The sequence below is a fragment of the Stenotrophomonas indicatrix genome (assembly GCF_002750975.1).
Classification (GTDB): Bacteria; Pseudomonadota; Gammaproteobacteria; order Xanthomonadales; family Xanthomonadaceae; genus Stenotrophomonas; species Stenotrophomonas indicatrix.
The window spans coordinates 3775788-3802532 of sequence record NZ_PEJS01000001.1 but is presented as its reverse complement, the minus strand read 5'-3'; the positions used below and the strand labels follow the sequence as shown (position 1 = coordinate 3802532).

The 26745-nt window shown below is 66.0% G+C and carries 30 protein-coding genes and 2 tRNA genes; 20 read left to right on the top strand and 12 right to left on the bottom strand.

The window, feature by feature from the left end; all coding sequences use genetic code 11:
- Positions 1–4: 4 nt before the first annotated feature.
- Complete coding sequence (locus tag CR918_RS17530; RefSeq protein ID WP_243379137.1) at positions 5–877, bottom strand: ankyrin repeat domain-containing protein; 873 nt, start codon at positions 875–877, stop codon at positions 5–7.
- A gap of 103 nt (positions 878–980) precedes the next feature.
- Here CR918_RS17530 and CR918_RS17525 point away from each other — a divergent pair, with 103 nt between their 5' ends.
- The 7 genes from CR918_RS17525 (at position 981) to CR918_RS17495 (ending at position 9069) form a co-directional block, all read left to right on the top strand.
- The gene (locus tag CR918_RS17525) at positions 981–3335 is read left to right on the top strand and encodes a Tle-like phospholipase domain-containing protein (RefSeq protein ID WP_243379135.1); all 2355 of its coding nucleotides are present in this window, start codon (positions 981–983) and stop codon (positions 3333–3335) included.
- A 176-nt stretch (positions 3336–3511) separates the two neighbouring features.
- Positions 3512–5002 carry an anthranilate synthase component I gene (gene trpE / locus CR918_RS17520; protein WP_025874612.1) on the top strand — a complete coding sequence of 497 codons (1491 nt, stop codon included), beginning with the start codon at positions 3512–3514 and terminating at the stop codon, positions 5000–5002.
- A 67-nt stretch (positions 5003–5069) separates the two neighbouring features.
- Entirely contained in the window at positions 5070–5849 is a 780-nt protein-coding gene (locus CR918_RS17515; protein WP_080149680.1) for an SIMPL domain-containing protein, read from the top strand.
- 2 nt (positions 5850–5851) lie between these two features.
- Complete coding sequence (locus tag CR918_RS17510; RefSeq protein ID WP_025874614.1) at positions 5852–6439, top strand: anthranilate synthase component II; 588 nt, start codon at positions 5852–5854, stop codon at positions 6437–6439.
- 16 nt (positions 6440–6455) lie between these two features.
- Positions 6456–7487 (top strand): anthranilate phosphoribosyltransferase, encoded by a 1032-nt coding sequence (gene trpD / locus CR918_RS17505; protein ID WP_025874615.1) that lies wholly within the window; start codon positions 6456–6458, stop codon positions 7485–7487.
- A gap of 74 nt (positions 7488–7561) precedes the next feature.
- On the top strand, positions 7562–8356 hold the full coding sequence (gene trpC / locus CR918_RS17500; RefSeq protein WP_033832398.1) for an indole-3-glycerol phosphate synthase TrpC: 795 nt from the start codon (positions 7562–7564) through the stop codon (positions 8354–8356).
- Positions 8353–9069: a haloacid dehalogenase-like hydrolase gene (locus tag CR918_RS17495; RefSeq protein WP_099843939.1), complete on the top strand. Its 717-nt coding sequence runs from the start codon at positions 8353–8355 to the stop codon at positions 9067–9069. The genes trpC and CR918_RS17495 overlap by 4 nt, the downstream gene beginning before the upstream one ends.
- 151 nt (positions 9070–9220) lie before the next feature.
- On the opposite strand, the gene CR918_RS17490 is transcribed toward CR918_RS17495, so the two are convergent.
- Positions 9221–9982 carry a sulfite exporter TauE/SafE family protein gene (locus tag CR918_RS17490; RefSeq protein WP_025874618.1) on the bottom strand — a complete coding sequence of 254 codons (762 nt, stop codon included), beginning with the start codon at positions 9980–9982 and terminating at the stop codon, positions 9221–9223.
- Positions 9983–10119: 137 nt separating this feature from the next.
- The gene (gene crp, locus CR918_RS17485) at positions 10120–10809 is read right to left on the bottom strand and encodes a cAMP-activated global transcriptional regulator CRP (protein WP_025874619.1); all 690 of its coding nucleotides are present in this window, start codon (positions 10807–10809) and stop codon (positions 10120–10122) included.
- A gap of 150 nt (positions 10810–10959) precedes the next feature.
- Here crp and speD point away from each other — a divergent pair, with 150 nt between their 5' ends.
- Together speD and CR918_RS17475 are read left to right on the top strand one after the other, a co-directional pair.
- Positions 10960–11754 carry an adenosylmethionine decarboxylase gene (gene speD, locus CR918_RS17480; RefSeq protein WP_025874620.1) on the top strand — a complete coding sequence of 265 codons (795 nt, stop codon included), beginning with the start codon at positions 10960–10962 and terminating at the stop codon, positions 11752–11754.
- A gap of 165 nt (positions 11755–11919) precedes the next feature.
- Positions 11920–12240, top strand: coding sequence for a DMT family transporter (locus CR918_RS17475; protein WP_025874621.1), 321 nt, complete (start codon positions 11920–11922; stop codon positions 12238–12240).
- Between the two features lie 93 nt (positions 12241–12333).
- Here the strand turns inward: CR918_RS17475 and coq7 are convergent, their stop codons facing one another.
- Positions 12334–12978, bottom strand: coding sequence for a 2-polyprenyl-3-methyl-6-methoxy-1,4-benzoquinone monooxygenase (coq7, locus tag CR918_RS17470; protein WP_099843937.1), 645 nt, complete (start codon positions 12976–12978; stop codon positions 12334–12336).
- Positions 12979–13174: 196 nt separating this feature from the next.
- Between coq7 and rplM the strand changes: the two genes are divergently transcribed.
- The gene (gene rplM, locus CR918_RS17465; protein WP_025874623.1) at positions 13175–13603 is read left to right on the top strand and encodes a 50S ribosomal protein L13; all 429 of its coding nucleotides are present in this window, start codon (positions 13175–13177) and stop codon (positions 13601–13603) included.
- 2 nt (positions 13604–13605) lie between these two features.
- Complete coding sequence (gene rpsI / locus CR918_RS17460; RefSeq protein ID WP_005411311.1) at positions 13606–13998, top strand: 30S ribosomal protein S9; 393 nt, start codon at positions 13606–13608, stop codon at positions 13996–13998.
- Between the two features lie 281 nt (positions 13999–14279).
- On the opposite strand, the gene CR918_RS17455 is transcribed toward rpsI, so the two are convergent.
- Positions 14280–14353 (bottom strand) — tRNA-Gln (locus CR918_RS17455).
- A gap of 52 nt (positions 14354–14405) precedes the next feature.
- Positions 14406–14482, bottom strand: a tRNA-Met gene (locus CR918_RS17450).
- Between the two features lie 121 nt (positions 14483–14603).
- On the opposite strand from CR918_RS17450, the gene CR918_RS17445 reads away from it, so the two are divergent.
- From CR918_RS17445 to bfr, 4 genes are all read left to right on the top strand, one after another.
- A complete protein-coding gene (locus tag CR918_RS17445; protein ID WP_025874624.1) occupies positions 14604–15227 on the top strand; it encodes an RNA pyrophosphohydrolase in 624 nt (207 codons plus the stop codon).
- Complete coding sequence (locus tag CR918_RS21345; RefSeq protein WP_243379132.1) at positions 15224–15526, top strand: hypothetical protein; 303 nt, start codon at positions 15224–15226, stop codon at positions 15524–15526. Before CR918_RS17445 ends, CR918_RS21345 begins: the two co-directional genes overlap by 4 nt.
- Before the next feature lie 135 nt (positions 15527–15661).
- Positions 15662–15871 (top strand): (2Fe-2S)-binding protein, encoded by a 210-nt coding sequence (locus CR918_RS17435; RefSeq protein WP_032951724.1) that lies wholly within the window; start codon positions 15662–15664, stop codon positions 15869–15871.
- 140 nt (positions 15872–16011) lie between these two features.
- On the top strand, positions 16012–16482 hold the full coding sequence (gene bfr / locus CR918_RS17430; RefSeq protein ID WP_025874625.1) for a bacterioferritin: 471 nt from the start codon (positions 16012–16014) through the stop codon (positions 16480–16482).
- 1 nt (position 16483) lies between these two features.
- Here bfr and CR918_RS17425 read toward each other — a convergent pair whose 3' ends face one another.
- From CR918_RS17425 to CR918_RS17415, 3 genes are read right to left on the bottom strand one after another with little or no spacing between them, the layout of a single operon-like run.
- Positions 16484–18688 carry an ATP-binding protein gene (locus CR918_RS17425; protein WP_099843933.1) on the bottom strand — a complete coding sequence of 735 codons (2205 nt, stop codon included), beginning with the start codon at positions 18686–18688 and terminating at the stop codon, positions 16484–16486.
- Positions 18689–20584, bottom strand: coding sequence for an EAL domain-containing protein (locus CR918_RS17420; protein ID WP_032976658.1), 1896 nt, complete (start codon positions 20582–20584; stop codon positions 18689–18691).
- Positions 20585–20628: 44 nt separating this feature from the next.
- Entirely contained in the window at positions 20629–21246 is a 618-nt protein-coding gene (locus CR918_RS17415; protein WP_025874628.1) for a DUF4126 domain-containing protein, read from the bottom strand.
- 178 nt (positions 21247–21424) lie between these two features.
- On the opposite strand from CR918_RS17415, the gene CR918_RS17410 reads away from it, so the two are divergent.
- The 5 genes from CR918_RS17410 (at position 21425) to ampE (ending at position 25114) form a co-directional block, all read left to right on the top strand.
- Complete coding sequence (locus tag CR918_RS17410) at positions 21425–22168, top strand: DUF6776 family protein (RefSeq protein WP_025874629.1); 744 nt, start codon at positions 21425–21427, stop codon at positions 22166–22168.
- Between the two features lie 4 nt (positions 22169–22172).
- Positions 22173–22634 (top strand): bactofilin family protein, encoded by a 462-nt coding sequence (locus CR918_RS17405; RefSeq protein WP_099843931.1) that lies wholly within the window; start codon positions 22173–22175, stop codon positions 22632–22634.
- Between the two features lie 31 nt (positions 22635–22665).
- Positions 22666–23058 carry an iron-sulfur cluster insertion protein ErpA gene (gene erpA, locus CR918_RS17400; protein ID WP_025874631.1) on the top strand — a complete coding sequence of 131 codons (393 nt, stop codon included), beginning with the start codon at positions 22666–22668 and terminating at the stop codon, positions 23056–23058.
- Positions 23059–23199: 141 nt separating this feature from the next.
- Positions 23200–24132: an NAD(+) diphosphatase gene (nudC, locus tag CR918_RS17395; RefSeq protein ID WP_025874632.1), complete on the top strand. Its 933-nt coding sequence runs from the start codon at positions 23200–23202 to the stop codon at positions 24130–24132.
- A 94-nt stretch (positions 24133–24226) separates the two neighbouring features.
- Complete coding sequence (gene ampE, locus CR918_RS17390) at positions 24227–25114, top strand: regulatory signaling modulator protein AmpE (RefSeq protein WP_025874633.1); 888 nt, start codon at positions 24227–24229, stop codon at positions 25112–25114.
- A gap of 514 nt (positions 25115–25628) precedes the next feature.
- Here the strand turns inward: ampE and CR918_RS17380 are convergent.
- From CR918_RS17380 to CR918_RS17370, 3 genes are read right to left on the bottom strand one after another with little or no spacing between them, the layout of a single operon-like run.
- Positions 25629–26054: a DUF2752 domain-containing protein gene (locus CR918_RS17380; protein WP_025874634.1), complete on the bottom strand. Its 426-nt coding sequence runs from the start codon at positions 26052–26054 to the stop codon at positions 25629–25631.
- 43 nt (positions 26055–26097) lie between these two features.
- Entirely contained in the window at positions 26098–26382 is a 285-nt protein-coding gene (locus CR918_RS17375; RefSeq protein ID WP_025874635.1) for a CD225/dispanin family protein, read from the bottom strand.
- A gap of 33 nt (positions 26383–26415) precedes the next feature.
- Positions 26416–26703: a CD225/dispanin family protein gene (locus CR918_RS17370; RefSeq protein WP_025874636.1), complete on the bottom strand. Its 288-nt coding sequence runs from the start codon at positions 26701–26703 to the stop codon at positions 26416–26418.
- Between the last annotated feature and the right edge of the window lie 42 nt (positions 26704–26745).

The following is a 26745-nucleotide window of genomic DNA, read 5'->3' as shown; positions in this document are numbered from 1 at the left end:
GGAATCAGAGCAGCGGAATGTCTTCTTCCTTGCTCGGGAATTTGAAGGCCTCGCGCTTCCTGCGGATGTGGTCGGGCATCGGCGGGCGGGGGATGTTGCGCTCAGCCAGCCATTGCTGGCACTTCTTCTGCCACGGCAGGTTGTCGGGCGTGGTGATTTCCCAGTAGATGTCTTCGACCATCAATTGCCGAGCAGATTTGCCCGAACTTTCCGATACGTGCTCGGGAATGGTGGGGTCTGCGCCGTGCTCCAGCAACCAGTAGGCGTAGTCGAATCCGCCTCTTCCCGTGTACCAGCTCAGAACAGTGTCGTCTCCCAGGCTTCTGCGGTTGGATCCATTCACGTCTGCGCCGTGATTGACCAGGGCCTGGACATTCTTCCACTGGTTCCCGCTGATGAAGGCTTGGAAGAGAAGCGTTTCATTGTTGACGTTTCGTGTGTTGGGATCTCCACCGTGCTTCAGCAGCAATTCCAGGAACCGAGGGTCGTCCATCTTTGCTGCGTAGACCATGGCGTTGTCGAACCTGATCAGTTCTCCGTGCATCTGTTTCGATTCACGCGCATTGGGGTCTGCTCCGACATCGAGCAGTGCTTTGAGTCCCTCGATGTTGCGGGTCCGCAGCGGCCATGCAATCAGAGGGATTCCATCCCGCGTTGAAAACGCTTTGTCCGGGTTGACGCCTTCTTCCTTTACGAGGTGGTGTATAGCATTGGCGTCGCCGTCTTCAGCAGCGATGGCGAGTCGTAACGCAGCACCCTCGAAATAGTTTTCGGCATCATGTGCAGACGTTCCAGAGCACCCCATCACAAGCAGAAGTGTGATCCATGCCACGCTTGCGAGGAATTTTGTCGTCATATTGTGAAGAATGACGGTCATGTTTTTCCTATCGATTCGCTGATGAGGTGACACTAGCAAAAGGTTCTGGTAATCCATAGGTGCTGCGAAACAGGCGGCACTTCAAAGTGCAATGGAGCTTGCCATGAGTGGTTCGGAGAACGAGACGCGTGCGCGCGCAGTCAACGAGCAGAATCTTCTCGTACAGAAGTTGCGCGAAAGTGGGAATGAAGAAGAGGCCGAGCGCCTGCAGGAAACCTACCATGCGCGTGAAATGGCGGGACTGGCTGCTGACGTGTATAAGTCGGCGAAGCACGAGGGAGAGCCCCCGGTAGGATGGACGCGCGCAAGTAGTGATCCCGACGCACTCCGTAAGGCCGGTATCAACATCTCGGACGCCGAACTCAAGGAAATGCTTCAGCCGAGGAGGTCGGGGTTCCGTGCTGAAATCTACATCCCGGACAAGCGCGTCTTTGGCGAGGATGCGAAACCTGTCGTGGTCTACAAGGGATCTACGGGTGAGATTGTTGACCCTCTGGCGCCCGATGGAAAACGTGAATCCGGCGGCGAGGATTTCCTCAACAACGGCCAGCAGGGCATCGGCATGCGCAGCGATTACTACGATCGCGCGATGGAACTTGCCGTAGCCATGAACAGACGCCTGCCCGGTGGCTTCGAAATCGCCGGTCACTCCCTCGGTGGCGGCATGGCATCCGCCGCGTCCGCAGTCACCGGCGCACGTGCCACCACGTTCAACGCCGCCGGCCTGCATCCGGCCACCCCGGCGCGTTTCGCCAAGGACAACGGCCTGCCGACCTTCGATACGCAGCAGACCGTGCACACCTACCAGACCACCGGTGAAGTGCTGAACGATGTGCAGAACGGCATGCACCGCCTGAGCGAGCAGCAGCGTCGTGGCTACGGCGTGCTTGCCAACGAGCTGGGCATGGTGCTGAAGGATCCGGCCATGCAGAAGGTCGTCGGTGAAAAGCTGCGCGAGATGCTGCCCCCGGGGGCGCAGACCTCCGCCGCACAGTTCATCGAACAACTGGCGAGCCAACCGGGCCAGCAGGCGCTGCGCGATATTCCGCTCGCGGCAGGGCGCCTGGAATTGTTGCTTGATCCCAAGACCCGCGATGCGCAAGGGGCGCTCGTCGATCGCCCGCACGTGGCGCCGCCCAGCCAGGTGGCGGAACTGGCGGGGCCGTTGTCCACTGTGCTGCACGCCACGGCCTACGGCATGCGTAGCGGTCGCCTGGCCGGCGAGCAGGTCGAGCGGGCGGGCGCTGCCACTGCCCAGGTGCTGGACAGAACGGGCGATGGCGTCGAGCGCGTGCTGAAGACCGAGGGCATGGTCATCGGCCAGGTAGTGAACATGGGCTCGGCCAGCCTGCAGTTGGGTACCCGGGCGACGAGCACGGTGGTTGCTTCGGGGCGCGAACTGACCGGAAGCATCGAATCCACCCTGCACCGCGTCGAATCGCAGACCCGCTCCCATGGCCTCTCCGCACTATCGTGGGTCGCTGGCCGGGTGGGCGCGGACAACGTCGCCGGCAGGCTTGCCAGGCAGGCCGAAGACGTCCGTGACCACGGCGAGCAACATGCGCAGCATGCGACGAAACAGGCCCTTGCCGATGCCGCAGGCACGCGCGCGGCGGGCGAGCGCGTGGCCGCCGCCATCAACCACGACGGCCAATGGGTCGCTGGCAAGCTGCAGAACGGGTTCGCCACCGCCGGCGCCCATGTTGACCGCGGCTATGACCTGGTGGCCTCCCATGTGAAGGGCATTACCGACAAGGCGCCGATCACCCTGTCCGCGGTAGGTGGTGCTGCGGTGGGCATCGGGGCTGCCGCTGCGACCCACTTGCCGACCGGCAACCTGGCGTTGGACGCAGCGAAACTGCACAACCTCGACAAGTCCGAACGCGTCATCCGCGGAATGATGCCGGCCTTCAGTGAGGCGACCGCCCGCCATGGCATGGATCCGACGGTCATCCCCAGCCTGGACTCGGAACTGATCAAGCAGGAGGCCGCCGCCCGGAAACTGGTCGAGCGGCCCCCGCACGTCCAGCCTGCCGCCGAACCCTCGGCGCAGGCGATCGGCATCGACCATCCCTCCCATGCCGGCAACCCCCTGTTTGTGGGTGCCCAGACCGGGGTCCACGCGCTGGACCGCGCCCACAACCGGGTGCCTGACCTGCAGAGCGACCAGCTCGCCGGCGCACTGGCCGTGCAGGCCAGGCGCGAGGGGCTGGAGTCCATTTCCCACGTGGTGCTCAGCGACGGCCACAGCCGCGCCTTCGCGGTGGATACGCCCGACCTGAACGCCGCGCACCGTCGCCATGCCCACGTCGAAGTGGCGGCGGGCATGGCCCAGCCGTTGAGCGCGAGCACCGCCCAGATGGACGCGATCAATGCCACTCGCGAGCAAGCGCAGGGGGTGTCGCTGGCCCAGCAGCAGGTGCACGAGACCCAGGAACAGGCACGGCGGATGGGCTAGGGCGGCGTAAACCGCCCGTCGCCAAAGGGTTTCCCTGCGGCCAAAGCTGCGATACAGTCATTGGGTGTCCAGCCTGACGACCCCGCATACCCTTTCTTCCGCACGCCGTTGGTGGCGATGGTGGCCTGTTGCCGTCGTCCGTCCCCATAACGCTGTGTCCCGGAAGGAAAGTCGTCTTGATCTCGCACGCTCAGTTTCAGCAGCAGGCCGCTGAAGGCCACACCCATATTCCCGTTGTCCGCGAAGTGCTGTCCGACCTGGACACGCCGCTTTCGGTCTATCTGAAGCTCGCCGACGGCCCTAATACCTACCTGTTTGAATCCGTCGAAGGCGGCGAGCGCTTTGGTCGTTACTCGATCATCGGCCTGCCGGCACGTCGCGTGTACGCCTTCCACGGCCACACCCTGACGGTGCGCGAGGACGGCCAGGTGGTGGAAACCCGCGAGGTGGCCGATCCGTTTGCCGAGGTCGAGGCGCTGCGCAGTGCTCACTCGGTGCCGAAGCTGGAAGGCCTGCCGGGCTTCACCGGTGGCCTGGTCGGCTGGTTCGGGTTCGAGTGCATCGGCTACATCGAGCCGCGCCTGGCATCGCCGGCCGGCCGCGACGAACTGGGCACTCCGGACATCCTGCTGCTGCACTCCGATGAGCTGGCGGTGTTCGACAACCTGAAGGGCCGGCTGTACCTGATCGTGCACGCCGACCCGCGCCAAGCGGGCGCCTTCGAGCAGGCGCAGGCGCGCCTGGACGCATTGGCGGCCAGGCTGCGCGCGCCGGGTGCCGGCTATCCGGCACCACTCACCAGCGACGTGCTGGACGAGTCCGATTTCGTTTCCGGTTTCACCCGCGAAGGCTTCGTCGATGCGGTCCAGCGCAGCAAGGAGTACATCCGTGCCGGCGACATCTTCCAGGTGGTGCTCAGCCAGCGCCTGAGCGTGCCGTTCAAGGCGCGGCCGGTGGATGTGTACCGCGCGCTGCGGGCACTGAACCCGTCGCCGTACATGTATTTCCTCGATGTCGGCGACCTGCAGGTGGTCGGCTCGTCGCCGGAAATCCTGGTGCGTCTGCAACATACCCATGAAGGCGTGGGTGAAGTGACCGTGCGCCCGATCGCCGGCACCCGGCCGCGCGGCGCCACGCCGGAACTGGACCAGGCGCTGGAAGTCGAGCTGCTGGCCGATCCGAAGGAACGCGCCGAGCACTTGATGCTGATCGACCTGGGCCGCAACGACGCCGGCCGCGTGTCCAAAGCCGGTACCGTGGAAGTGGGCGAGCAGTTCGTAATCGAACGCTACAGCCACGTCATGCACATCGTCAGCGAAGTGACCGGGCAGCTGCAGCCGGGCCTGAGCTACGCCGACGTGCTGCGTGCCACCTTCCCGGCCGGTACGGTCAGCGGCGCGCCGAAGATCCGCGCGCTGGAAGTGATCCGCGAACTGGAACCGATCAAGCGCAATGTCTACGCCGGCAGCATCGGCTACATCGGCTGGCACGGCGATGCCGATACCGCGATCGCGATCCGCACTGCGGTGATCAAGGACGGCCGCCTGTACGTGCAGGCTGGCGCCGGCATCGTCTACGACTCGGACCCGGACAAGGAATGGGACGAGACGATGAACAAGGGCCGCGCGCTGTTCCGTGCCGTCGCCCAGGCCGCCAAGGGCCTGTGAGTTCCGCCGTGCTGTGGCCTGCGCCGCAGCACCTCTCGCTGTTTCCGTTCAAGACAAGGAGTACCGCATGAAGCTGCTGAGCGCATTGCTGTGGTCGTCGCTGCTGGCCACGATGGCCCCGTCTGCCTGGGCGCAGGCCAACACCATTCCCTCGCAGCCGCACCTGCTGGTGAAGGGCGAGGGCGCGCGAACGGTGATGCCGGACCGGTTCGGCCTGCAATTGAACATCGAAGAGACAGATATGGATGCCGATGCCGCGCGTCGCCGCGTGCAGGACAACGTCGCCCGCGTGCTGGCGCTGTTCAAGCAGCACAAAGCGGTGGACGGCAGCGTGCGCGCGGACAACCTGCGCATCGGCCCCGCCACGCGCTATGAGCAGAGCCGGCAGGTCTTCATCGGTACGCGCGTGTCACGCCAGCTGCGCGCCAGCTTTGCCAGCGTGAAGGCGATGCAGGATGTGCTGGGTGCGCTGAAGGCCAACGAGAACGTACAGGTCAGCAGCCTGGCCCCGACGTACTCGGGCGAGGTGGCGCTGCGCCGTGAACTCAAGGGCGAGGCCGCAGCCAAGACCCGCGAGTCCGCGCAGGGCCTGGCCAAGGCCTACGGCACCCAGCTGCGCGGTCTGTACAGCATTTCCGATGTGGCGCCGAACTTCGCCTACGGCATCCAGGCAGGCAGCTGGCCCAGCAGCGGCGATCTGGTGACGCCGCCTTCGCCGCCCTCGCCCGAGGCGCCGATGAACAGCATCGAGACCACGGGCTCGCGCCTGCCCGAATCCATCGAAGCGGGCCCCATCACCTACACCGAAAACGTGTACGCCATTTTCCTGATAAGCGACGGAACCTGACCATGTTGTGGATGATCGACAACTACGACAGCTTCACCTACAACCTCGTGCAGTACCTGCAGACGCTGGGTGCCGAAGTGAAGGTGGTGCGCAACGATGCGATGAGCGTGGACGAGATCGCCGCGCAGAAGCCTGAACGTATCGTCATTTCGCCCGGCCCGTGCACGCCCAATGAAGCGGGCGTGTCGCTGGAGCTGATCCGGCGCCTGGGCCCGACCACGCCGATCCTCGGCGTGTGCCTGGGCCACCAGGGCATCGGCCAGGTCTACGGCGGCACGGTCATCCGCGCCGGCAACATCATGCACGGCAAGACCTCGCCGATCCGCCATGAAGGCAAGGGCGTGTTCGCCGGCCTGCCGGACGGTTACCAGGCCACCCGCTACCACTCGCTGGTGGTGGACAAGAACAGCCTGCCCGACGCGCTGGAAGTGACCGCGTGGACCGAAAACGAGGATGGCTCGATCGAAGAGATCATGGGCCTGCGCCACCGCCAGTTCCCGGTGGAGGGCGTGCAGTTCCATCCCGAATCGATCCTCACCGAGCATGGTCACGCGCTGCTGCGCAATTTCCTGCAGCGCCCGGCTGCCTGATCCAAGGAGTATTCCGATGAGCTTCTCCCCCCAGGAAGCCCTGCAACGCACTATCGAACACCGCGAAATCTTCTTCGACGAAATGGTCGACCTGATGCGGCAGATCATGCGCGGTGATGTCTCGCCGATGATGACCGCCGCCATCCTCACCGGCCTGCGCGTGAAGAAGGAAACCATCGACGAGATCGCCGCTGCGGCGACGGTGATGCGCGAATTCGCGCTGGCCGTGCCGGTCGCCGATACCACCCACCTGGTCGACATCGTCGGCACCGGTGGCGATGGCTCGCATACGTTCAACATCTCAACCTGCGCGATGTTCGTTGCTGCTGCCGCCGGCGCGCGCGTGGCCAAGCATGGCAACCGCAGCGTGTCGTCCAAGTCCGGCAGCGCTGATGCGGTCGAGGCATTGGGCGCGGCGATCGAGCTGCAGCCGGCGCAGGTGGCGGCGGCCATCGAACAGACCGGCATCGGTTTCATGTTCGCGCCGATCCACCATCCGTCGATGAAGGTGGTGGCGCCGGTGCGTCGCGAGATGGGCGTGCGCACCATCTTCAACATCCTCGGGCCGCTGACCAACCCGGCCAGCGCACCGTCGGTGCTGATGGGCGTGTTCCATCCCGACCTGGTGGGCATCCAGGCGCGCGTGCTGCGCGAGCTGGGTACCGAGCGTGCGATGGTGGTCTGGGGCCGCGACAACATGGACGAGATATCGCTTGGCGCCGGCACCCTGGTGGGTGAGCTGCGCGACGGCAAGGTGCGCGAGTACGAGATCCATCCGGAAGACTTCGGCATCGCCATGTCGGCCAGCCGCAACCTGCGCGTGGACGGCCCGGAGCAATCCATTGCCATGCTGCGCGCGGTGCTGGACAACGAGCCGGGCCCGGCGCTGGACATCGTCGCCCTGAATGCGGGCGCAGCGTTGTACGTCGCCGGCGTAGCCAGCGATATCGGCGACGGCCTGGCCCGTGCCCGCGCGGTCATCGCCGATGGCAGCGCCCGTGCCCGCCTGCAGCAGTATGTCGATACCACCCGCGCGCTGGTTGCCTGAGCGCGCGGTTCAGCCTGACCCACCCGATGGCCGATAATGGTCGTCCTCACCGCCCCAGCACCGACCCGACGACGATGAGCGATATCCTGCAGACGATCCTGGCCCGCAAGGCCGAAGAAGTAGCCCAGCGCCGCGCCCAGCGACCGCTTGAGGAGCTGCAGGCGGCGCTGGCCGATGCGCCACCGGTGCGCGGCTTCGTGCGCGCGCTGCAGGCCGCCGTCGCCAATGGCGATCCGGCGGTGATTGCCGAAGTGAAGAAGGCCAGCCCGTCCAAGGGCGTGATCCGCCCCGACTTCCGCCCGGCCGACATCGCGGTCAGCTATGAGTTCGGCGGCGCCAGCTGCCTGTCGGTGCTGACCGACGTGGACTTCTTCCAGGGCGCCGACGCATACCTGCAGCAGGCCCGCGAAGCGTGCACGCTGCCGGTGCTGCGCAAGGACTTCGTGATCGACGCCTACCAGGTGGTCGAGGCGCGCGTGCTCGGCGCCGACTGCATCCTGCTGATCGTCGCCGCGCTGGACGATACGCAGTTGGCCACGCTGTCCGAACTGGCGATGTCGCTGGGCATGGACGTGCTGGTGGAAGTGCACGACATCGACGAACTGGAACGTGCACTGCAGGTGCCGGCGCCGATGATCGGCATCAACAACCGCAACCTGCGCACCTTCGAAGTGTCGCTGCAGACCACGTTGGACATGCGCCTGGCCGTGCCGCGCGACCGCCTGCTGGTTACCGAGAGTGGCATTCTCGGCCCGCAGGACGTGGCGTTGATGCGCGATGCCGGCATCCACTCGTTCCTGGTCGGCGAGGCCTTCATGCGCGTGGAAGAGCCGGGCGAGGGTCTGCGTCAGCTATTCTTCGCAGCATGAAAACGCACTATCCAACGCCGCGCGAGGATGCGCCGCTGGTGGTCTTCGACTTCGACCACACCCTGTATGACGGCGATTCGGGGACCCACCTGTTCGCCTCGCTGATCAAGCGCAACCCGCTGCGGATGCTGGCGGCGCTGCTGGTCACCCCGATTGCCGGGCCGATGGTGGCGATGCTGCCGACCCGCCGTGCCGGCATTTCGGTCTATGTGTGGATCGGCAGCTTCGGGCTGCACCGCGCGCGTGAGTTCAACAAGGTGATCGACGCCTACGTGCTGCGCAACGAGGCGCAGATGCGCGCCAAGCTGCTGCCACAGGCGCTGGATGTATTCGCCGCGCACCGTGCCAAGGGCGACCGCGTGGTGGTGGCCACCGGTGCGCCGCCGGAGCTGGCCCGCGCGATCCTGGCCTTTGTCGCTCACCAGGACGTGCCGGTGATCGGCACCGAAGTGGGGCCGCGGCTGGGCGGGGTAGGGCCGACCCGTCACTGCCACAACGAAGAGAAGATGCGCATGCTGCGCGAGCGCGGCTACGGTGACATCGACATCGCCTATTCCGACAGCACCGCCGACCTGCCGCTGCTGCTGGCGGCGAAAGCGCCGGTGGTGGTCAACCCGAAGCCGGCCAAGGTGGAATTCTTCCGCCGCGTGCTGCCGGCCGGCACCCGCATCCTCAACTGGGGCTGCGTGGACCGCGGTGGCGACAAGGCGTAATCGATCCCGCCTGCCCGCCGGGCAGGGACCCGGTAGTGCCGGCCGCTGGCCGGCAACCTTGCACGCGTTTCCGGAGTTCATGAGGTTGCCGGCCAGCGGCCGGCACTACCGAAGCCCACGCGGGTAGCGCCGGGCCACGCCCGGCGGGCGGTCAGCGGCCCAGGTACCCGAACAGTGCATGGCCCACTTGGAACAGGCTGATGCCCAGTACCAGCACGCCCACCGCGACCAGCACCCAGCGTTCCTTCACCCGCTTCACCAGCACCGCCGCCACCGGCGCGGCCATCATGCCTCCGATCAGCAGGCCGGCGACGATCTGCAGGTGCTGCACCCCCATCGACAGCAGGAACGTGGCCGAAATGGTCAGGGTGACCACGAACTCGGCCGCGTTGACGGTGCCGATGGTGGTCCTGGCCTGGCCACCGCGGGCGAGCAGGGTGGAGGTGGCCACCGGGCCCCAGCCGCCGCCGCCGCTGGCATCGAGCAGGCCAGCGAAGAAACCCAGCACCGGCACCCGGCGGATCTCGCCCTTGGGCATCCAGCGGCCGGCCGCGCGGGCCAGGATGATGATGGCCAGCACCAGCAGGTACAGGTAGATCAGCGGGCGGATCAGGTCGCCAGGGACCTGTGTCAGGACGTACGCGCCGAGTGCACCACCCAGTGCGCCGGGCAAGGCGAGGCGGAAGAACAGGCGTTTGTCGACATTTCCTGCAACCAGATGCGACACACCGGATGCGCCGGTGGTGAACACCTCAGCGGTATGGACGCTGGCGCTGACCTGTGCGGGAGGCAGCCCCATGCTGAGCAGCACCGATGAAGAAACCAGCCCGAATGCCATGCCCAGCGCACCATCGACCAGCTGTGCGCCAAGGCCGATGAGGATGAACCACCAGAATTCGCTGCTCAGTTCCATGGATCGAGCCTAGCGGAAGCGGGTGTGCGGGACATGCGATGGTACGTCGCACGTACGGCGATCCGCCGGGCATGCCCCGGCGCTACCGGCGCAGGTCTTGTGGTAGCGCCGGGCCATGCCCGGCGGACACCGGGTGGTCAACGGGTGCCGTACAGCACCACGGTCTTGCCGCGGGCGTGCAGCAGGCCGTCGGTCTGCAGCTTCTTCAGCACCCGGCCGGCCATTTCGCGCGAGCAGCCGACCAGGCGGGCCAGTTCCTGGCGTGAGACGCGCAGCTGGCTGCCCTGCGGATGGCTCATCGACTCCGGCTCCTGCGCCAGATCGTGCAGGGTGCGCACGATACGGTCGGTGACATCCAGGAAGGCCAGGCGGCTGGCCTTGCGGCTGGTGTCCAGCAGGCGCTTGGAGATCTGCTGGCCCAGCGCGTACAGCAGGCGCGGGGCATCGGCCGACAGCGGGCCGAGGAACAGCTGATGCAGGCGCTCGTAGCTGATTTCGGCCAGCTCACAGGCGGTGCGGGTGCGCAGGATCACCTCGCGGCGGTCCGACTCCACGAACAGGCCCATCTCGCCGACGAACTCACCGGCGCCGAAATAGCCCAGCACCAGCTCGCGGTCCTCCTCCTCCTCGGCCATGATCGAAACCGAGCCGCTGATGACGTAATACAGGGTTCCCGCCGGGTCACCGGGTCGGAAGACGTCGGTACGGGTGGGATAGCGCCGCCGGTGGCTGTGTGCCAGGAAGCGGTCGATTGTTGCGATGTCCAAGGCCAATGGGCTGCTAGCTAGGCGCACGGTTGACACGATAGGGGCGCTCCCTCTGCGCATGAACGGATTCACGGGGTCGATAGCGGAGCTTAACCAGCGCAATTGTTAAGGGCAAACAGTGTGCCAGAACCTGAGCGTCTTCACGTTCCCCCTGGAGACACTTATGCCGCATAATTCCCCCTTTCCCTTCTTACACAGGAATCGACCGCCGTGGTCAAGCCGTTGCCTCGCCTGAGGTTGCAGGGTTTCAACAACCTCACCAAGGCGCTGAGCTTCAACATCTATGACGTGTGTTACGCGCGCACCGAAGAGGAGCGTCAGCGTTACATTGAATACATCGATGAAGAGTACAACGCCGACAGGCTTACTCAAATCTTGACCGATGTCGCTGAGATCATCGGCGCCAACATCCTCAACGTGGCGCGCCAGGATTACGATCCGCAGGGTGCCTCGGTGACGATCCTGATCTCCGAAGAGCCGGTGATCGACAAGAAGCAGGCCGGCAAGGAGTTGATTTCCGATGCCGTGGTCGCGCACATGGACAAGTCGCACATCACCGTGCACACCTATCCGGAAACGCACCCGCAGGAAGGCATTGCCACTTTCCGCGCCGATATCGACGTGGCTACCTGTGGCGTCATTTCGCCGTTGAAGGCACTGAACTACCTGATCGAGAGCCTGGAATCGGACATCGTGATCATGGACTACCGTGTCCGTGGCTTCACGCGTGATGTGAAGGGCAAGAAGCACTACATCGATCACAAGATCAACTCGATCCAGAACTTCCTGGCCAAGAACATCAAGTCGCGTTACGAGATGTTCGACGTCAATGTCTACCAGGAAAACATCTTCCACACGAAGATGCACCTGAAGGACTTCGACCTGGACCAGTACCTGTTCGAGGAAAAGGCCAAGAACATCTCGTTCAAGGAACGCATGAAGATCGAAGCGCTGCTGCGTCGTGAGATCGAAGAGCTGTTCCACGGCCGCAACCTGGCGGAGTGACCCATGTGCGATGCCGGTAGGCATCGCCACCCAGGCGGGACGCCCCGCCCCGTGGAGCCTGCGTTTGGCGCAATCTTCAGTTCCACGGCGATGTACCGACCTACGGCCCGGTGTGAAAGCACCGGGCCGTTTCGTTTTTCCCAAAAAGGTAAGGAGCCCCCACCCATGCCCTGGATCTACCTGCTGCTGGCCGGTCTGTTCGAGATCGGATTCGCCCTTGGAATGAAGTACTCCGAAGGTTTCAGCAAACCCGTGCCGACCGCCCTGACGGTGGTGTCGGCGCTGATCAGCCTGTACTTGATGAGCCAGGCGATGAAGAACATTCCGGTCGGCACGGCCTATGCGATCTGGACCGGCATCGGCGCCATGGGCGTGACGGTGCTGGGCATCTACCTGTTCAACGACAGCGCCTCGCCGGCACGCCTGGCCTGCGTGGGCCTGATCGTGGCCGGCGTGATCGGCCTGAAGCTGGTGTCGCCCAATTAATCCCGGTAGTGCCGGCCGCTGGCCGGCAACCTCATGACCTGCGGCGACCCATGCGGGGTTGCCGGCCAGCGGCCGGCACTACCCTCATGCGGGTTACAGCCGGTAGGCAATGGTCTTCATCACCCTGGAGGCCAGCGCCATCGCGCCCGGAATCGGGAACGGCAGGCGGCGCGCGCCGGCCTGCTCGGCATGTTCGGCATGCCGGGCCTCGTCTTCCTTCATCACCCGGATGACCGCGCGGCTGCGCAGGTCGCCGGCCGGCAGGTCGACCAGGTGTTCGTCCAGATGGGCTTCCACCTGGCGCTCGGTCTCGACCACGAAGCCCAGGTTCCAGCCGTCGCCGCGCAGCCCGGCCAGGGTGCCGATGGTGTAGCTGCCGGCGTACCAGAGCGGATTGAACAGGCTCGGGCGGCTGTCCAGCTCGCCCAGGCGGGTGGCGCACCAGGCCAGGTGATCGGTCTCTTCCTGGGCCGCTTCCAGCAGGTGTTCGCGGGTCGCCGGGTCGCGTGCCACCGCGGCCTGGCCGAAGTACAGGCCCTGGGCGCAGACCTCGCCGACATGGTTGATGCGCATCAGCCCGGCCGCGTGGCGACGCTGGGCGCTGTCCATGCCGGGCTCGCCGGTGTCCGTGGCCGGATAGGGGCGGCTGGCCGGCGGGTTGCCGAACACCGTGTCCAGGGCGCGCTGCGCCTCGGTCAGCAGGTGGTCCAGCGGGGTGGTCTGGCGAAGCACGGTCATGGCGGCACGGCGTGGAGCGGGGGAAGCCCGATTCTCGCCCGGCCCCGGTCCCCTGCCAACCCGGGGCGGGCACCGGCTTGCACCCGCCAGCCAAGCTGCGTACAATGCCGCCCCTTACGCTCCACCTTTCACAACGCGTGGCAGAGTTCCGGCGAGTCCTTCGCCGCAATGAGCCCGACCTAACCAAGAGTTCTTCATGAGCACTTTCACTGCCAAGAACGAGACCGTCCAGCGCGACTGGTACCTCGTCGACGCCGAGGGCAAGACCCTGGGCCGTCTCTGCACCGAGCTGGCCCGCCGTCTGCGTGGCAAGCACAAGCCGGTCTACACCCCGCACGTTGATACCGGCGACTACCTGGTCGTCATCAATGCAGAAAAGATTGTCGTCACCGGCAAGAAGCTGCAGGACAAGATGTATCACCGTTTCACCGGTTACATCGGCAACCTGAAGACCGAATCCCTCGCCCAGGCGCTTGAGCGCCACCCGGAGCGCGTGATCGAGACCGCCGTCAAGGGCATGCTGCCGAAGGGCACGCTGGGTCGCCAGATGTACCGCAAGCTCAAGGTCTACGCCGGCACTGAGCATCCGCACGCCGCACAGCAGCCGCAGGTTCTGGATATCTAATCATGGCTATCACTCAAAACTACGGCACTGGCCGCCGCAAGTCCTCCACCGCTCGCGTGTTCCTGCGCAAGGGTTCGGGCAACATCACCGTCAATGGCCGTCCGCTGGACGAGTTCTTCGGCCGTGAGACCGCTCGCATGATCGTGCGCCAGCCGCTCGAGCTGACCAAGAACACCGAGAGCTTCGACATCCTGGTCACCGCCGCTGGCGGCGGCACCACCGGCCAGGCCGGTGCGATCCGTCTGGGCATCGCCCGTGCTCTGGTCGAGTACGACGAGACCCTGAAGTCCGAGCTGCGCAAGGCTGGCTTCATGACCCGCGACGCCCGCGAAGTGGAACGTAAGAAGGTCGGTCTGCACAAGGCCCGCCGCGCCACCCAGTTCTCCAAGCGCTGATTTACCGCGCCTGGTTGGGTTCCTTCGGGAGCCCGCTGGATGGAAAAGCAAAAGCCCGGCTTCGGCCGGGCTTTTGTCGTTCTGGGGCTGCGCATTTCAAGGTTGCCGGCCAGCGGCCGGCACTACCCATGGTCCGTATGCCCGACCCCGGTCTCTGTCTGGAGGAGAGCCCCTTGTTGTTCAAGGGGGCGCGCCGACAGGTGCGGGGATAAGGTGGGATGCGTGACCAAATTAAAAAGAAAAAGGCCTGATCTTTCGATCAGGCCTTTTTCTTTTTAATTTGGCTGCCCCTGATGGATTCGAACCACCGATGCCTGAGTCAGAGTCAGGTGCCTTACCGCTTGGCTAAGGGGCAATGTAACGTGTAACTATTTTCTCACTTTTCACGTTGAAAAACAACTTCAACGTGGTGGCTATGGGTGGACTCGAACCACCGACCCCAGCATTATGAGTGCTGTGCTCTAACCGGCTGAGCTACATAGCCTTGGTGAGCCCGCTATTCTGCTGATGTGTACAAGGACTGTCAACACCTTTGTATCGTGCTTGTGGCCCGACAGACGGCATGGGATAGTCCCAACCAGTAGATTTTCTTAGGAGTCCGCATCGTGATCGATCCGGACGGCTATCGACCGAACGTCGGCATCGTGCTGATGCGGCAGGACGGGCAGGTGTTCTGGGCACGACGTGTGCGCCGGGATGGCTGGCAGTTCCCGCAGGGTGGCATGAACACCGACGAGACGCCTGTCGAGGCCATGTATCGTGAACTGCAGGAAGAGACCGGGCTGTTGCCGGAGCACGTTGAAGTGCTTGGGGCGACACCGGGCTGGCTGCGTTACAAGCTGCCGGCGCGTGCCATCCGCCGCAATGAACGCCAGGTCTGCATCGGCCAGAAGCAGGTCTGGTTCCTGCTGCGCCTGACCGGTGATGAAGCCCACGTCAGCCTGGACCATACCGACTCGCCTGAGTTCGATCATTGGCGCTGGGTCGACTTCTGGTATCCGGTGGAGCATGTGGTGGTGTTCAAGCGTGGCGTCTATGCGCGCGCCCTGCGACATCTGGCGCCGTTGGCCCAGGGGGTGGCGGGGCAGGGCATCAGCGCCATGCCCAAGAGCGCTGCCGAGGCCTGGATGCCAGGCCACGCGGCCGGCCACGACAGGCCCAGGAAGCGCACGCCCATGCGCGGCGGGTACTGGCCGCGGAAAGCAAAGGGTGAACCGGGAGCCGTTTGACGGGCAGGTTGCGCAAAGAGCGGGCCGAACGGTCGCAACGCACGTCAGCCGGGTATTTCCGGCAGCAACTGGCTGTCCGTCTGGCAAGCCTCCCCTGGCTGTTGTTGAGCGTGGTGGTCCTCGGCGGCATCGCATGGATGCCGCTTGCGCTGGGCGTTTGCCTCGCCTTCGTGACCTGTGCGGGTGCGCTGTTCCTGGCGGACTACCTGCTGCGGCTGAGAGCGGCAGGTGGTGGTGTGCAGTGGCTGATCGTCTTCTTCAGTACACCGATGCTGGCACTTGGGCTGTTGTCCCTGTAGCCGCCTCGTACCGGGTGGATTCGACGGTACTCTGAACCGTATCGAGAATGGTTCAGGTCTCTGATTGACAACCATTCTCGTTTCCATTGGAATAGCGACCAGGCCGCTACTGGCCTGCTGCCCTGGTTCCCGCCCGTGTACGTCTGCATCTGCAACGGTGTTACCGACCACCAGATCCGCGAAGCCGCCAGCCATGGCGTCACGTCGGTGGCCGAGCTGACCATGCGCACCGGATGCGGCGCGACCTGCGGTTCCTGTCTGGACATGGCCGGCGAACTGCTGGCCAAGGCGCGTGCCACCCACGATCTGCCGTTGCCGGTGTTGGGCCTGGCGCAGGTCGCCTGAGTCGTTTCGCGGCGCGTTGACGCCGCGCTCTCCTGGTCTTCATTGTTGGCCGCAGTGGCCAATGCGCACGATTCGCGTTCCTTCACGCGCGCGCTCAAGGCGCTACAGTGCCCGCGATTTCAGCGTGCAGGAGCATCCCCATGAAGGGCGACACCAAGGTCATCGAATTCCTCAACAAGGTCCTCTACAACGAGCTGACCGCGATCAACCAGTACTTCCTGCACGCCAAGATGCTCAAGAACTGGGGCATCAAGGAACTGGCCGAACACGAGTACAAGGAATCGATCGAGGAAATGAAGCATGCCGACATGCTTGCCGATCGCATCCTGTTCCTTGAAGGCCTGCCGAACTTCCAGGCGCTGGGCAAGCTGCGCATCGGTGAGAACCCGACCGAGATCCTGCAGTGCGATCTGTCGCTGGAACGCGATGGCGTGGTCACCCTGCGCGAGGCCGTGGCCTATGCCGATTCGGTCGGCGACTACGTCAGCCGCCAGCTGTTCGTGAAGATCCTCGATTCCGAGGAAGAACACATCGACTGGCTGGAAACCCAGCTGGAGCTGATCGAGCGCATCGGTGAGCCGAAGTACCTGCTGAGCAAGCTCGAAGAGTGATTCAACGGGCCTGGCCGGCGAGGTAGCCGGTCAGCGCCACGCGCGCGCGGGCGAACTCCGCCACCAGCAGCGCCACTGCCACGGCAGGGCGCTGCAGGCTGCCACTGCGGGCTTCGAGTTCGATCCGCCGCGCCACCGCTGACAGCGACAGCGCGCCGACGTTGGCGCTGGAGGATTTCAGGCTGTGCGACAGCGCCTGCAGGCGTTCGATGTCGTTGCCCTGCGCCGCCTGCTGCAGCTGCTGCACCAGCTGCGGTGCGTCTTCCAGGAACACCGTTACGATCTGCGCGGCGGCATCGCCGATCACCGCCTGCAGTTCATCCAGCACACTGCGATCAAGCACCGGCTGTGGAATCGGGATCGCGCGCGTTCGTTCATCGTCCAGGCTTTCGCCGTCGGGCACGCTCGGGGTTGCGGCAGGTTGCACGGGTTCCGGCAGCGGTGCATGTCCGCGATCCACGGAAACCCGGCCCCAGCGTTGCAGCAGCGCATGCAGCGCTTCACGCGTGATCGGCTTGGAAAGATAGTCGTCCATGCCCGCCTGCAGGCAGCGTTCCCGATCACCAGCCATGGCGTTGGCGGTCATCGCGATGATCGGCAACCGCGTGCGCCCGGCTTCGGCTTCCTCCCTGCGCCAGCGCTGTGTCGCGCTGTAGCCGTCGAGCACCGGCATCTGGCAATCCATCAGCACCACGTCGATTCCACCTTCGTGCAGCAGGGCGAGGGCCTTCTCGCCGTCGGCGGCATTGCGCACCCGGCACTGGAAGACCCGCAGCAGGTGCTCGGCCACCATCCGGTTGACCGTGTTGTCTTCGACCAGCAGCACATGCAGATCCAGCGGTGGCAGCGCGGCGGCCGGCCTGGCGTCTTCGGCGTTGGCCAGCAGGGCTGCCGGGCGTGCAGTGGCTGTTGGCTGGGCCAGCAGGGCGTGCAGGTCGGCATCGTTGAATGTGCTGTGCAGCTGCTGCTGGCGCGGCCGTGCTGCAACCGGATCATCCTGCAGCCACAGCACCTGCAGTGCGTCGTCGGCAGCGCGCTCGGCCAAGGCGCGCTGCAGGGCCACCTCGCCATTGCGGCGGTGGCGCGCGTCGACCAGCAACCATGCCGGTGTGCTCTGGCCCGGGCGTGGTGCTGCGCGCAGGCGTTCCATTGCCTCATCAATGCTGGCCAGCGGCTGCACCTGCAGGCCGTGGTGCGCGGCGATGCGTTCGACGCGTGGCTGCAGCTGTGCATCGGCGGTGTACAGCAGCAGCGCTGCCGGCGAGCGGGCCAGCGCCGGCAGGTCGCCGGGAACCTTCAGCAGCGGTATTTCAAACCAGAAGGTTGCGCCCTGGCCTGGGGTGGAATGCACGCCGATATCGCCATGCATCAGGTCGGTGATGCGCTTGCAGATGGCCAGGCCCAGGCCGGTGCCACCGTAGATGCGGGTGGTGGACGCGTCGGCCTGGCTGAAGGACTGGAACAGCCGCGCCTGCAGGGCCTCATCGATGCCGATGCCGGTGTCGACCACTTCGAAACGCAGCTGGTGCTGGGCGGGGCCTTCGCCCAGCCGCTGCACGCGCAACTGCACCTGGCCGCGTGCGGTGAACTTGATGGCATTGGCCAGCAGGTTGCCCAGGACCTGGCGCAGGCGCACCGGGTCGCCGCGTACCGGCAGGCGCACGGTCGGATCCAGTTGCAGGCTCAACGTCAGGCCCTTGGCCTCGGCGGCGCGCTGCAGCAGCTGCACCACGCCATCGAGCAGTTCGCGCAGGTTGAAGCTGGTGATCTCCAGCTCCAGCGCCTGGGCTTCCAGGCGCGAGTAATCGAGGATGTCATCGACGATGCGCAGCAGCTGCTGCGAGCTGGCCGAGGCGGTGGCCAGCATCTGCCGCTGGTCTTCGCCGAGCGGGCCGCGGGCAATCAGCTCCAGCATCGGCAGGATGCCGTTGAGCGGCGTGCGGATTTCATGGCTCATGGTGGCCAGGAATTCGCCCTTGGCCAGCACGGCTGCTTCTGCAGCCTGCTTGGCCTGCAGCAGCTGATGTTCCAGCTGGCCCTGGCGCTCGGTGGTGCGCCGCAGCTGGTCGCGTTCACTGGTCAGGGTGATGCGTTCGCGCTGCAGTGCCGCCAGCGCGCGATTGCGCGAACGCAATCGCAGGCCCAGTACCAGCAGGGCGACGATGGCCAGCGCCAGTACCGCCAACAGCGCGACCGTCGGTGACACTCAGAGCACCGCGTTGTGGAAGTCGAAGTTCAGGTCGCTGCCGGCCGACTGCACCATGTTGCCCTGGATGTAATCGACACCGCCGACCCACATCGCGGCCGCTGCCTGCGGGTCCTCGATCTGCTGGCCGATGATCTGCAGGCCGGCTGCATGCGCCTGCTCGATCGATCGGCGTAGTTCTTCGCGCGTATCGGGGTTGGAGTGGCTGCTGGAAAAGCGTGCGGCCATGCGCACGAACGACAGTGGCAGCTGGGTGAGCAGGGCCAGGGCTTCGCTGCCCGGTTCGAACTGGCTCAGGCAGAAGCGCACGCCGACGCTGGCCATGCGCTGGCAGAACTGCTGCAACGGCACGGTGTGGATCAGCGCATCGGGCAGGCGCACGTCGATCACCAGCGCGCTGCCGGGCAGCCGGCGTTGCTGCAGTGACTCCAGCAGCCAGTCGGCGAAGGCATCGCGCTGCAGGGTACGCAGCGACTGCGAGACGAACAGGTTCAGCGGCTGGGTGGCGTGGCGATACAGGTCGAGCAGACCCATCGCATGCTCCAGCACCTGCTGGTCGAGGTCGGCGATGCGGCCGGCCGCCTCGGCGGCCGGAATCACCTGGCCGGCGGTCAGTACGCTGCCATCGGTCCGGCGCAGGCGCAGCAGCAACTGGTACTGCGCGCTGCTGCCGCCGGCGACGGCGACGATCGGCTGGTAAGCGAGCTCGAGCTGGCCTTCCAGCAACGCCAGGTGCTCCTGCTCGGTCGTGACCTGGCGATGCACGTGGCCGGCCACGCCGGCGCTGAGCAGGCGTGCCTGCAGGGTGGTACGTTCGACCGCTTCCAGGGCGCTGCTGGCATCGTCGAAACCCGGCGACAGCGGTGCGTAGCCGACCACGCCACGCAGGTGTACCGACTCGTCGTCGCGGATCACGAAGGCGCGCGCGGACAGCTGCTCGCGCAGGGTGCCGGCGATCGCTTCCAGGCTGTCCTCATCGGCGTTGCGCGCCAGCAGCAGGAAGCTGTTGTCGTTCAGGCGCGCCAGCAGGTGCGGATGGCCAGCCTCGGCAAGGCGTTGCCCGGCCTGCACCATCAGCCGCTCGAAGGCCGCATAGCCATAGCGCTCGCGCAGGCCCAGCGCGCTGGAGATTTCCACGAAGAACACGCCGCCGCGGTCGTGCTGCGCCAGGGTCGCGTTGAGTTGCTGCAGCACGTGGTGGCGCGTGGGCAGCCCGGTTTCCGGGTTGCTGGTGGCCGGTGCACCGTTGGCACCGGGCAGGGTCGCTGCCTGCGCGCGTGCGCGGCGGATACGGTTGGCCACCGCGGCAATCAGGTGGCGCGGCCGGATCGGCTTGCTCAGGTAATCGTCGGCACCGCAGTCGAGCACTTCGAACTGGCGCTCCGGATCCGGGTCGCCGCTGAGGAAGACGATCGGCAGCAGCTGCATGCCGGGCTGCTGGCGGATCATCGCGGTCAGCCGCATGCCATCCAGCCCGGGCAGGTGCAGATCCATCAGGATCAGGTCAGGGCGTTGCTCGCGGATGGCCTGCTGCACGCCATCGGCATCGCCGAGCACGATCGCCTGCATGCCGGCGCCATGCAGCACGCTCTGTGCGAACAGCGCCTGGGCACGATCGTCTTCGACGATCAGCACGCGGTAGGGCGAGTCGGCATCGACAGGCGGGATGTCACTGTTGCCCGCCTCGGGCAGTGCGGCGGTGGAGGGCAGGGGGGGCGGAGCCGCCAGTCGGGCGCCGTCGCCGGGGACCGACAGGGCGGGTGTCTCTGACACCGCCGGTACTGCTTCGGCAGGCGTTGCCGCGGCCAAGGGGGCGGCCCAACGTTGCCAATGATCGGCCGGAGGGGTTTCAGCGCGTCCCGGGCGGGGGCCCGCGGCGGATTCGTTTGCGGCCATCGATGCTCCTGGTGTTCGCGGCCATTATGCGACAAGCCCGCCGATCAACCGGTACGCGGTTGCCGTTGTCCGTCGTCGCTGCCGCCACGTGCCAACCAGCGCACGCTTTTCCACAGGGTGCGCCAGACCAGCCAGACCAGCAATGCGCCGGCCAGGCTGCAGGCCAGCACCACCACCAGCGCGATCCATGGATGCGCCAGCGCGAGCGCCAAGCCGCCGATCACCACGGTATCTTCGGCCGCAGAGGCGACCCAGTTGCTGGCCGGTTCCGGTGAGGTGTTGAGCAGGGCGCGGGTGCCGGCCTTCAGGCCATGGCTGGCCAGCGCAACGCCCGCGCCGGCGACCAGTGCACCGGTGCCCAGGTCGCCATCGGGCGACAGTGTCGCTGCCGCGAGGAAAGCGCCGGCGGGCACGCGCGCCAGGGTCTGCACCAGGTCCCAGGCTGAATCCACGCCGGGAATCTTGTCGGCGAAGAATTCGGCAATGGCCAGCGCCGCCGACGTGCCGAGCACCCACCACGACTCGGTGGCCTGCAGCGCCGGTGGCAGGTCGACCCAGCCGAGCAGGCCGGCGATGCCGACGCCGAATACGGTGAGGTAAACGCGGATGCCGGCCAGCCAGGCCAGCAGGATGCCGATCACGAACAGGTGGGCTTCGGTCATGGCGGGCTCCGGCGGCGGAACTGTGCGGGGTGCCACACTATCGACCATGGAGTGGCTGAATGCCACCGCCCGGTACCGGCCGGCACCGGGGAAACCTGCCGTTCCTGTCATACACTAGCCCGTCGTTTGCCCCAGGGGCCGTACTGGCGGCGCTTCGGCGCTGCCACGGAGACTACCCATGAACAACCGCCCTCCCATGCGCGTGCAGGTCCGCCTTCCCGGTGCCGCGCAACCACCCGCCGACCGCCGTCGCCTGCTGGTGATCGCCGGCATCTGGCTGCTGAGCCTGGTGCTTGCGGTGTTGGGTGGCTGCTGGCTGGGCACGCCGCGCGGTGAACAGGGCCAGCGCGTGCAGGCTGCCGAGAAGCGCGCCGATACGCTGCAGACGCAGCTGACCGAACTGCGCCAGAAGCAGGCCACGCTGGAAGCGTCGGACCGCATCAGCCGCGCCGCCAACAACGAAGTGCAGTCTTCGCTGGCCGAGCGCGATGAAGAGATCGCCGGCCTGCGCGCTGACGTCGCCTTCTACGAACGCCTGGTGGGCTCGACCAGCCAGCGCAAGGGCCTGAACACCCATTCGATTGAATTCAGCCCGGAATCGGCCGGCACCTGGCAGTACAGCGTGGTGCTGACGCAGAACCTCAACCGCGGAGCGATCAGCCAAGGGCAGATGCGTTTCACGGTGGAAGGCGTGAAGAACGGCAAGCTGGCCACCATCAGCTGGGACGAGCTGCACCAGCGCAGCAAGGTGCCGGGACAGGATTACTCGTTCCGGTACTTCCAGCAGCTCACCGGCAGCGTGATGCTGCCGGCTGACTTCACCCCGCAACGGGTGAAGGTGACATTGGGGAGTGGTGCGGGGGGCACCACGCAGGTATTCGACTGGAAACAGGCCGGCGCACCGGCCAGCAAAGGGGAGTAGGCAGATGTTCGGAAGCAGCAAATCCAGCCGTGATGGCCAACTGGTGGTGGATGCCCTGATCGGCAACCAGGTGGTGATCCGTGGCGATGTGGAATTCAGTGGTGGCCTGTACGTGGAAGGTCGCATCCACGGCAAGGTGATTGCCCAGGAGGGCGCCAGCGCGGCGACCCTGACCCTCGCCGAGCATGGCGTGATCGAAGGCGAGATCCGCGCCCAGGTGGTGGTCATCAGTGGCCGCCTGGACGGCGATGTCCATGCCACCGAGAAGGTCGAACTGACCCCGAGTGCGCGGGTCAACGGCAACGTTCACTACCAGGTGGTGGAAATGAATGCGGGTGCCCAGCTGAACGGACGGTTGATCCATGCCAGCGCCCCGATGCAGGCCCTGCCGGCGCCGGAAGAAGCGTCCGCTGACGGCAAGGGCGACACCGCCGCCCGCCGCAAGCTGGCCGAGGCGATGGCTTGAAAGCCAGCGCCGGCGCCCCCATGCTGAGCCCATGAACACGCTCGTCTCCCTCCCCGGCGCCACGCCGGCCGCCGCGCCCGACTACCAGTCGCTGGATCGGCCGCTGAACTTCACCGAGGCCGCTGCGGCCAAGGTCAAGGAGCTGATCCAGGACGAGGGCAACCCCGACCTGTCATTGCGTGTGTACATCGAGGGTGGCGGCTGTTCGGGCTTCCAGTACGGGTTCGAGTTCGACGAGAACCGTGCCGGCGATGACCTGGCGGTGCAGACCAGCGGGGTCACCCTGCTGGTCGATCCGCTCAGCCTGCAGTACCTGATGGGTGCCGAAGTGGATTACACCGAGAGCCTGACCGGTGCGCAGTTCGTGATCCGCAATCCGAACGCCAAGACCACCTGCGGCTGCGGCAGCAGTTTCAGCATGTAATTGCAGGGCGTGGCGCATGCACCCCGCGCGCTGCCTTCGCTGGATCCACGCCATGCGTGGATGACCGTTACTGCAACCACAGGCGGGTTTCTGCACAGTCTGCGGCTTGCCACTTGCCGTGATTGGCGGCAGGCTAGCTGGATGCTCAATTCTCCTTCGCCGCTTTCCGGTTTTGCCTTCGTGGGTGAACCGTTGGAGCGCGCCGATGCCATGCGCGAAGACGCCGATGCTCTGGCGCGCCTGTGGCCCGATGCGCGCATTCTTGTCCTGGACCAGGACGGTACCGCCTTCACCGGTGATGACGACCAGCCGCTGGCGTTGACCGGCGCCGATGTCGGTGGCGGGCCAGGTGTTGCGATCTTCCTCGGCCTGCGTGGCGAGCAGGCGTGGTTCTCGGTGGAAGCGGCCAGCGTGACGGTCACCGCGCCACGCCGGCTCGATCTGCGCCAGGCCGCGCTGCTGTGGACCGTGGCCGATGCGACCGCCTTCAGCTACGCCCGTGGCATGTCCTACTGGCAATCGCGTACCCGCTTCTGCGGTGTCTGCGGCAGTGCCGTGACGTTCGCCCGGGGGGGCTTCGTCGGCCGCTGCCCGCAGTGCGCGACCGAGCACTATCCGCGCGTCGACCCGGCCGTGATCGTCGCGGTGGAAAACCAGGGCCGGCTGTTGCTGGGCCGCCAGTCCAACTGGGCGCCGCGCCGCTATTCGGTGCTGGCCGGCTTTGTCGAGCCGGGCGAGACCTTCGAGCAGACCGTAGCGCGCGAAGTGCACGAAGAGAGCAAGGTGCGGGTGACCGCCTGCCAGTACCTGGGCTCGCAGCCCTGGCCGTTTCCCGGCGCATTGATGGTCGGATTCCGCGCGCAGGCACACGACGACGTGCCGACCGTGGATGGCGAGCTGGAAGACGCGCGCTGGTTCAGCGCCGAGGAAGTTGGCGCGGCCCTCGCGCGTGACGTCGAGGACGATGGAGAAGGCATCCGTCTGTCACCGCCGATTTCCATTTCGCGGGGCCTGATCGAGCATTGGTACCGCCAGCAACCGGCATCCGGCGGCGCCAGCATTGCCGCCACCTGAACACGCTGCCGGTTACAGTACGGTTCACCGCTGACGGCGACGCTGCGACAGGTAAGGTAGCGACGCCGAACGCTCGCTCGTAGGGAGACCTGCCATGTTCACCACCCTGGTCGCCGTGTTGGTGGCACTGGCCCTTGGCCATGTCGCCCCGGCCGCTGCCGCGTCGCTGCGCCGTTTCGACGGCTTCCGGCGTTGGCTGGGCTGGCTGGACGCGCGCGGTGGTCGGGCCTGGCAGGGGGCCGCCGGCGTGGCGCTGGCGATCGTACCGCCACTGTTGCTGATGGCGCTGGTCGCCTGGCTGCTGCGCGGGGTGCTGTTCGGCCTTCCGGCGCTGCTGCTGGGCGTGGCCGTGCTGGCCTGGTGCTGGGGCCCGCGCGATCTGGACCGCGACATCGAGGCGATCATCGATGCCGACGATGCGCCGACCCGGCAGGCGGCGGTACGCAACCTGCAGTCGGCCGGTGGCAGCCTGCGCGAGGATGTTCCTTCACTGGTCGAGGCGACCGTGCTCAACGCCCTGCGGCGCTGGTTCGCGGTGCTGTTCTGGTTCCTGCTGCTGGGCCCGGTGGGGGCTCTCGGTTATCGCCTGCTGGCACTGATGGCGGAAAGCCCGATGCGTGCGCGCGTGCCGGTGGAGCCGCTGGCGCTGGCACAGCGGCTGCTGGGCTGGATCGAGTGGCCGGTGGCGCAGTTGATGGCGTTCTCGATGGCCCTGGTCGGCAACTTCGACACGGCCTGGAAGGCATGGCGCCAGGCGCATGGTGAGCGCTTGGCCGGTGGCATTGGTTTCCTGGGTGCGGTGGCGCGTGCCAGCGTCAATGCCGAGCTGCGCGAGGACGCTCACGATTACACCGAAGCGGGCCTGCTGCCGGTGTGGCAGCGGTTGCCGGACCTGCGGGATGCGATGAGCCTGGTGTGGCGGATGCTGCTGCTGTGGCTGGCGGTGCTGGCCCTGCTGGTGATCGCGGGCTGGGTGACCTAGTTGTGCTTTTCTGCAGGGCTTGCTGCCCTGCACCCGCTGGAAGCAACAGCAACAGCAACAGCAACAGCAACAGCAACAGCAACTGCAACAGCAACTGCAACAGCAACAGCGGCTCTGGATTTCTGTGGGTTTGGCGGGGCGGTGTGGGGCTGCAGGACACGCCGTTAACCCATCCATGGGGGCTCGATGGCGCCATCCATGGCGCCAACGGTCCTGCAGCCCCACACCGCCCCACCCCCGACAGTTTCCGATGACGGTCAGTAGATCCACGCCATGCGTGGATGCCGAGCGGAGCGACCCGCTTCGGCTTTTGATCTTCTCTTTCTTTTCCGTGGTGGACGCGCACGGAAATTGTCCGTGGCCGGGCGGGTGGGTTGCGCAGGGGCGTAAGCGCCATGGATGGCGCGACCGAGCTTACATGGACGTACTTGCAGCGGCCCATGCGTAACCCACCCGCCCGGCCAACCCCAGCTTCTGCCTTCCACCACGAGGGGCTGCGCCGTTGGCTGGAAACCTACACCGGGGCCAGCGCGGTGAACGGTGCCCACGGCAGGTTGCGCAGCACGGCATAGCCGGGCAGCAGCCACAGCCAGAACGTGGGGCTGGCCAGTACCCGCATCAGTGGATCAAGCACGCGCGGGCGTACGCCGGCGGTGTTGAGCAGCATCAGGAACAGGAAGGGCAGGCTGATGACCAGCAACGGGTTCATCGCCATCGCGCCGGGCAGGTCGAAGTGGACCAGTGAGTACAGGCAGCGCGTGCTGCCGCAGCCGGGGCAGTAGAAGCCGGTCAGTGCGTACAGCGGACAGCCCGGCAGCGGATTGCCGGAGACATACGGATTGACGTGGCGCAGGACCACGGCGGCACCCGCAGCCAGGCCGGACGCGGCCAGCAGCGGAGCCCAGCGGGTAAGTCGGGAACGAGCAGGAAGTGCGGACATGCGGGGGCGGGATCCGGCGCATGGCCGGACCCCGTCGCGGGCATCAGTAGCTGCCGTTGCCGCCGCTCAGGGCGCCCAGGCCGCCAACGGCCATGATGATGATGAAGTACAGGACGCCAACCACAACGGCAGCGATGGCCGACCAGATGGCCCACTTCTTGGCCTTGTCGGCCGAATCACGGGCACCGGCGACGTCGCCGGCAGCCAGCTTGCCGTTGACCTGCGCGGCGTAGACGATCGACACGATGCCGGCCGGCAGGCAGCAGAACAGGGTGGACAGGATGGCCCAGACCAGATTGTTGGGGACCTGCGCAGTGGTGGTGTTCATGGTTCAAGCTCCTCGATGGGTGGTGGTGGTGAATCAAAGGTCGGATAGAGCGCCCAGCGCGGCCAAGCCGCCGAACAGCCCGAACCACAACAGCAACAGGACCGGCAGGGCTGCGGCCGAAGCCACCGCCCACCAGCCCGCCTTGCGCGACGCGCTATAGGCCCCCGGCAGGTCACCGGCCGCATTGCGACCATCGACCTGGGCGGCATACACGATCGACACCACGCCCAACGGCAGGCAGCAGAACAGCGTCGTCAGGATCGCCCAGACCAGATGGTTGGGGATGTAGACCGGACGGCTGAGCGGTGGCGGTTGATTCAAAGCAAGACTCCATTCCTTGGTGGTCGGCCGTGTGAACGGGCC

Coding starts and splice junctions, on each gene's coding strand:
- CR918_RS17530 (WP_243379137.1), bottom strand. CDS start 877: ATGACCGTCATTCTTCACAATATGACGACAAAATTCCTCGCAAGCGTG.
- CR918_RS17525 (WP_243379135.1), top strand. CDS start 981: ATGAGTGGTTCGGAGAACGAGACGCGTGCGCGCGCAGTCAACGAGCAG.
- CR918_RS17515 (WP_080149680.1), top strand. CDS start 5,070: ATGAAGCTGCTGAGCGCATTGCTGTGGTCGTCGCTGCTGGCCACGATG.
- CR918_RS17510 (WP_025874614.1), top strand. CDS start 5,852: ATGTTGTGGATGATCGACAACTACGACAGCTTCACCTACAACCTCGTG.
- trpD (WP_025874615.1), top strand. CDS start 6,456: ATGAGCTTCTCCCCCCAGGAAGCCCTGCAACGCACTATCGAACACCGC.
- trpC (WP_033832398.1), top strand. CDS start 7,562: ATGAGCGATATCCTGCAGACGATCCTGGCCCGCAAGGCCGAAGAAGTA.
- CR918_RS17495 (WP_099843939.1), top strand. CDS start 8,353: ATGAAAACGCACTATCCAACGCCGCGCGAGGATGCGCCGCTGGTGGTC.
- CR918_RS17490 (WP_025874618.1), bottom strand. CDS start 9,982: ATGGAACTGAGCAGCGAATTCTGGTGGTTCATCCTCATCGGCCTTGGC.
- crp (WP_025874619.1), bottom strand. CDS start 10,809: ATGCGCAGAGGGAGCGCCCCTATCGTGTCAACCGTGCGCCTAGCTAGC.
- CR918_RS17475 (WP_025874621.1), top strand. CDS start 11,920: ATGCCCTGGATCTACCTGCTGCTGGCCGGTCTGTTCGAGATCGGATTC.
- coq7 (WP_099843937.1), bottom strand. CDS start 12,978: ATGACCGTGCTTCGCCAGACCACCCCGCTGGACCACCTGCTGACCGAG.
- rplM (WP_025874623.1), top strand. CDS start 13,175: ATGAGCACTTTCACTGCCAAGAACGAGACCGTCCAGCGCGACTGGTAC.
- rpsI (WP_005411311.1), top strand. CDS start 13,606: ATGGCTATCACTCAAAACTACGGCACTGGCCGCCGCAAGTCCTCCACC.
- bfr (WP_025874625.1), top strand. CDS start 16,012: ATGAAGGGCGACACCAAGGTCATCGAATTCCTCAACAAGGTCCTCTAC.
- CR918_RS17420 (WP_032976658.1), bottom strand. CDS start 20,584: ATGGCCGCAAACGAATCCGCCGCGGGCCCCCGCCCGGGACGCGCTGAA.
- CR918_RS17415 (WP_025874628.1), bottom strand. CDS start 21,246: ATGACCGAAGCCCACCTGTTCGTGATCGGCATCCTGCTGGCCTGGCTG.
- CR918_RS17410 (WP_025874629.1), top strand. CDS start 21,425: ATGAACAACCGCCCTCCCATGCGCGTGCAGGTCCGCCTTCCCGGTGCC.
- CR918_RS17405 (WP_099843931.1), top strand. CDS start 22,173: ATGTTCGGAAGCAGCAAATCCAGCCGTGATGGCCAACTGGTGGTGGAT.
- erpA (WP_025874631.1), top strand. CDS start 22,666: ATGAACACGCTCGTCTCCCTCCCCGGCGCCACGCCGGCCGCCGCGCCC.
- nudC (WP_025874632.1), top strand. CDS start 23,200: ATGCTCAATTCTCCTTCGCCGCTTTCCGGTTTTGCCTTCGTGGGTGAA.
- ampE (WP_025874633.1), top strand. CDS start 24,227: ATGTTCACCACCCTGGTCGCCGTGTTGGTGGCACTGGCCCTTGGCCAT.
- CR918_RS17380 (WP_025874634.1), bottom strand. CDS start 26,054: ATGTCCGCACTTCCTGCTCGTTCCCGACTTACCCGCTGGGCTCCGCTG.
- CR918_RS17375 (WP_025874635.1), bottom strand. CDS start 26,382: ATGAACACCACCACTGCGCAGGTCCCCAACAATCTGGTCTGGGCCATC.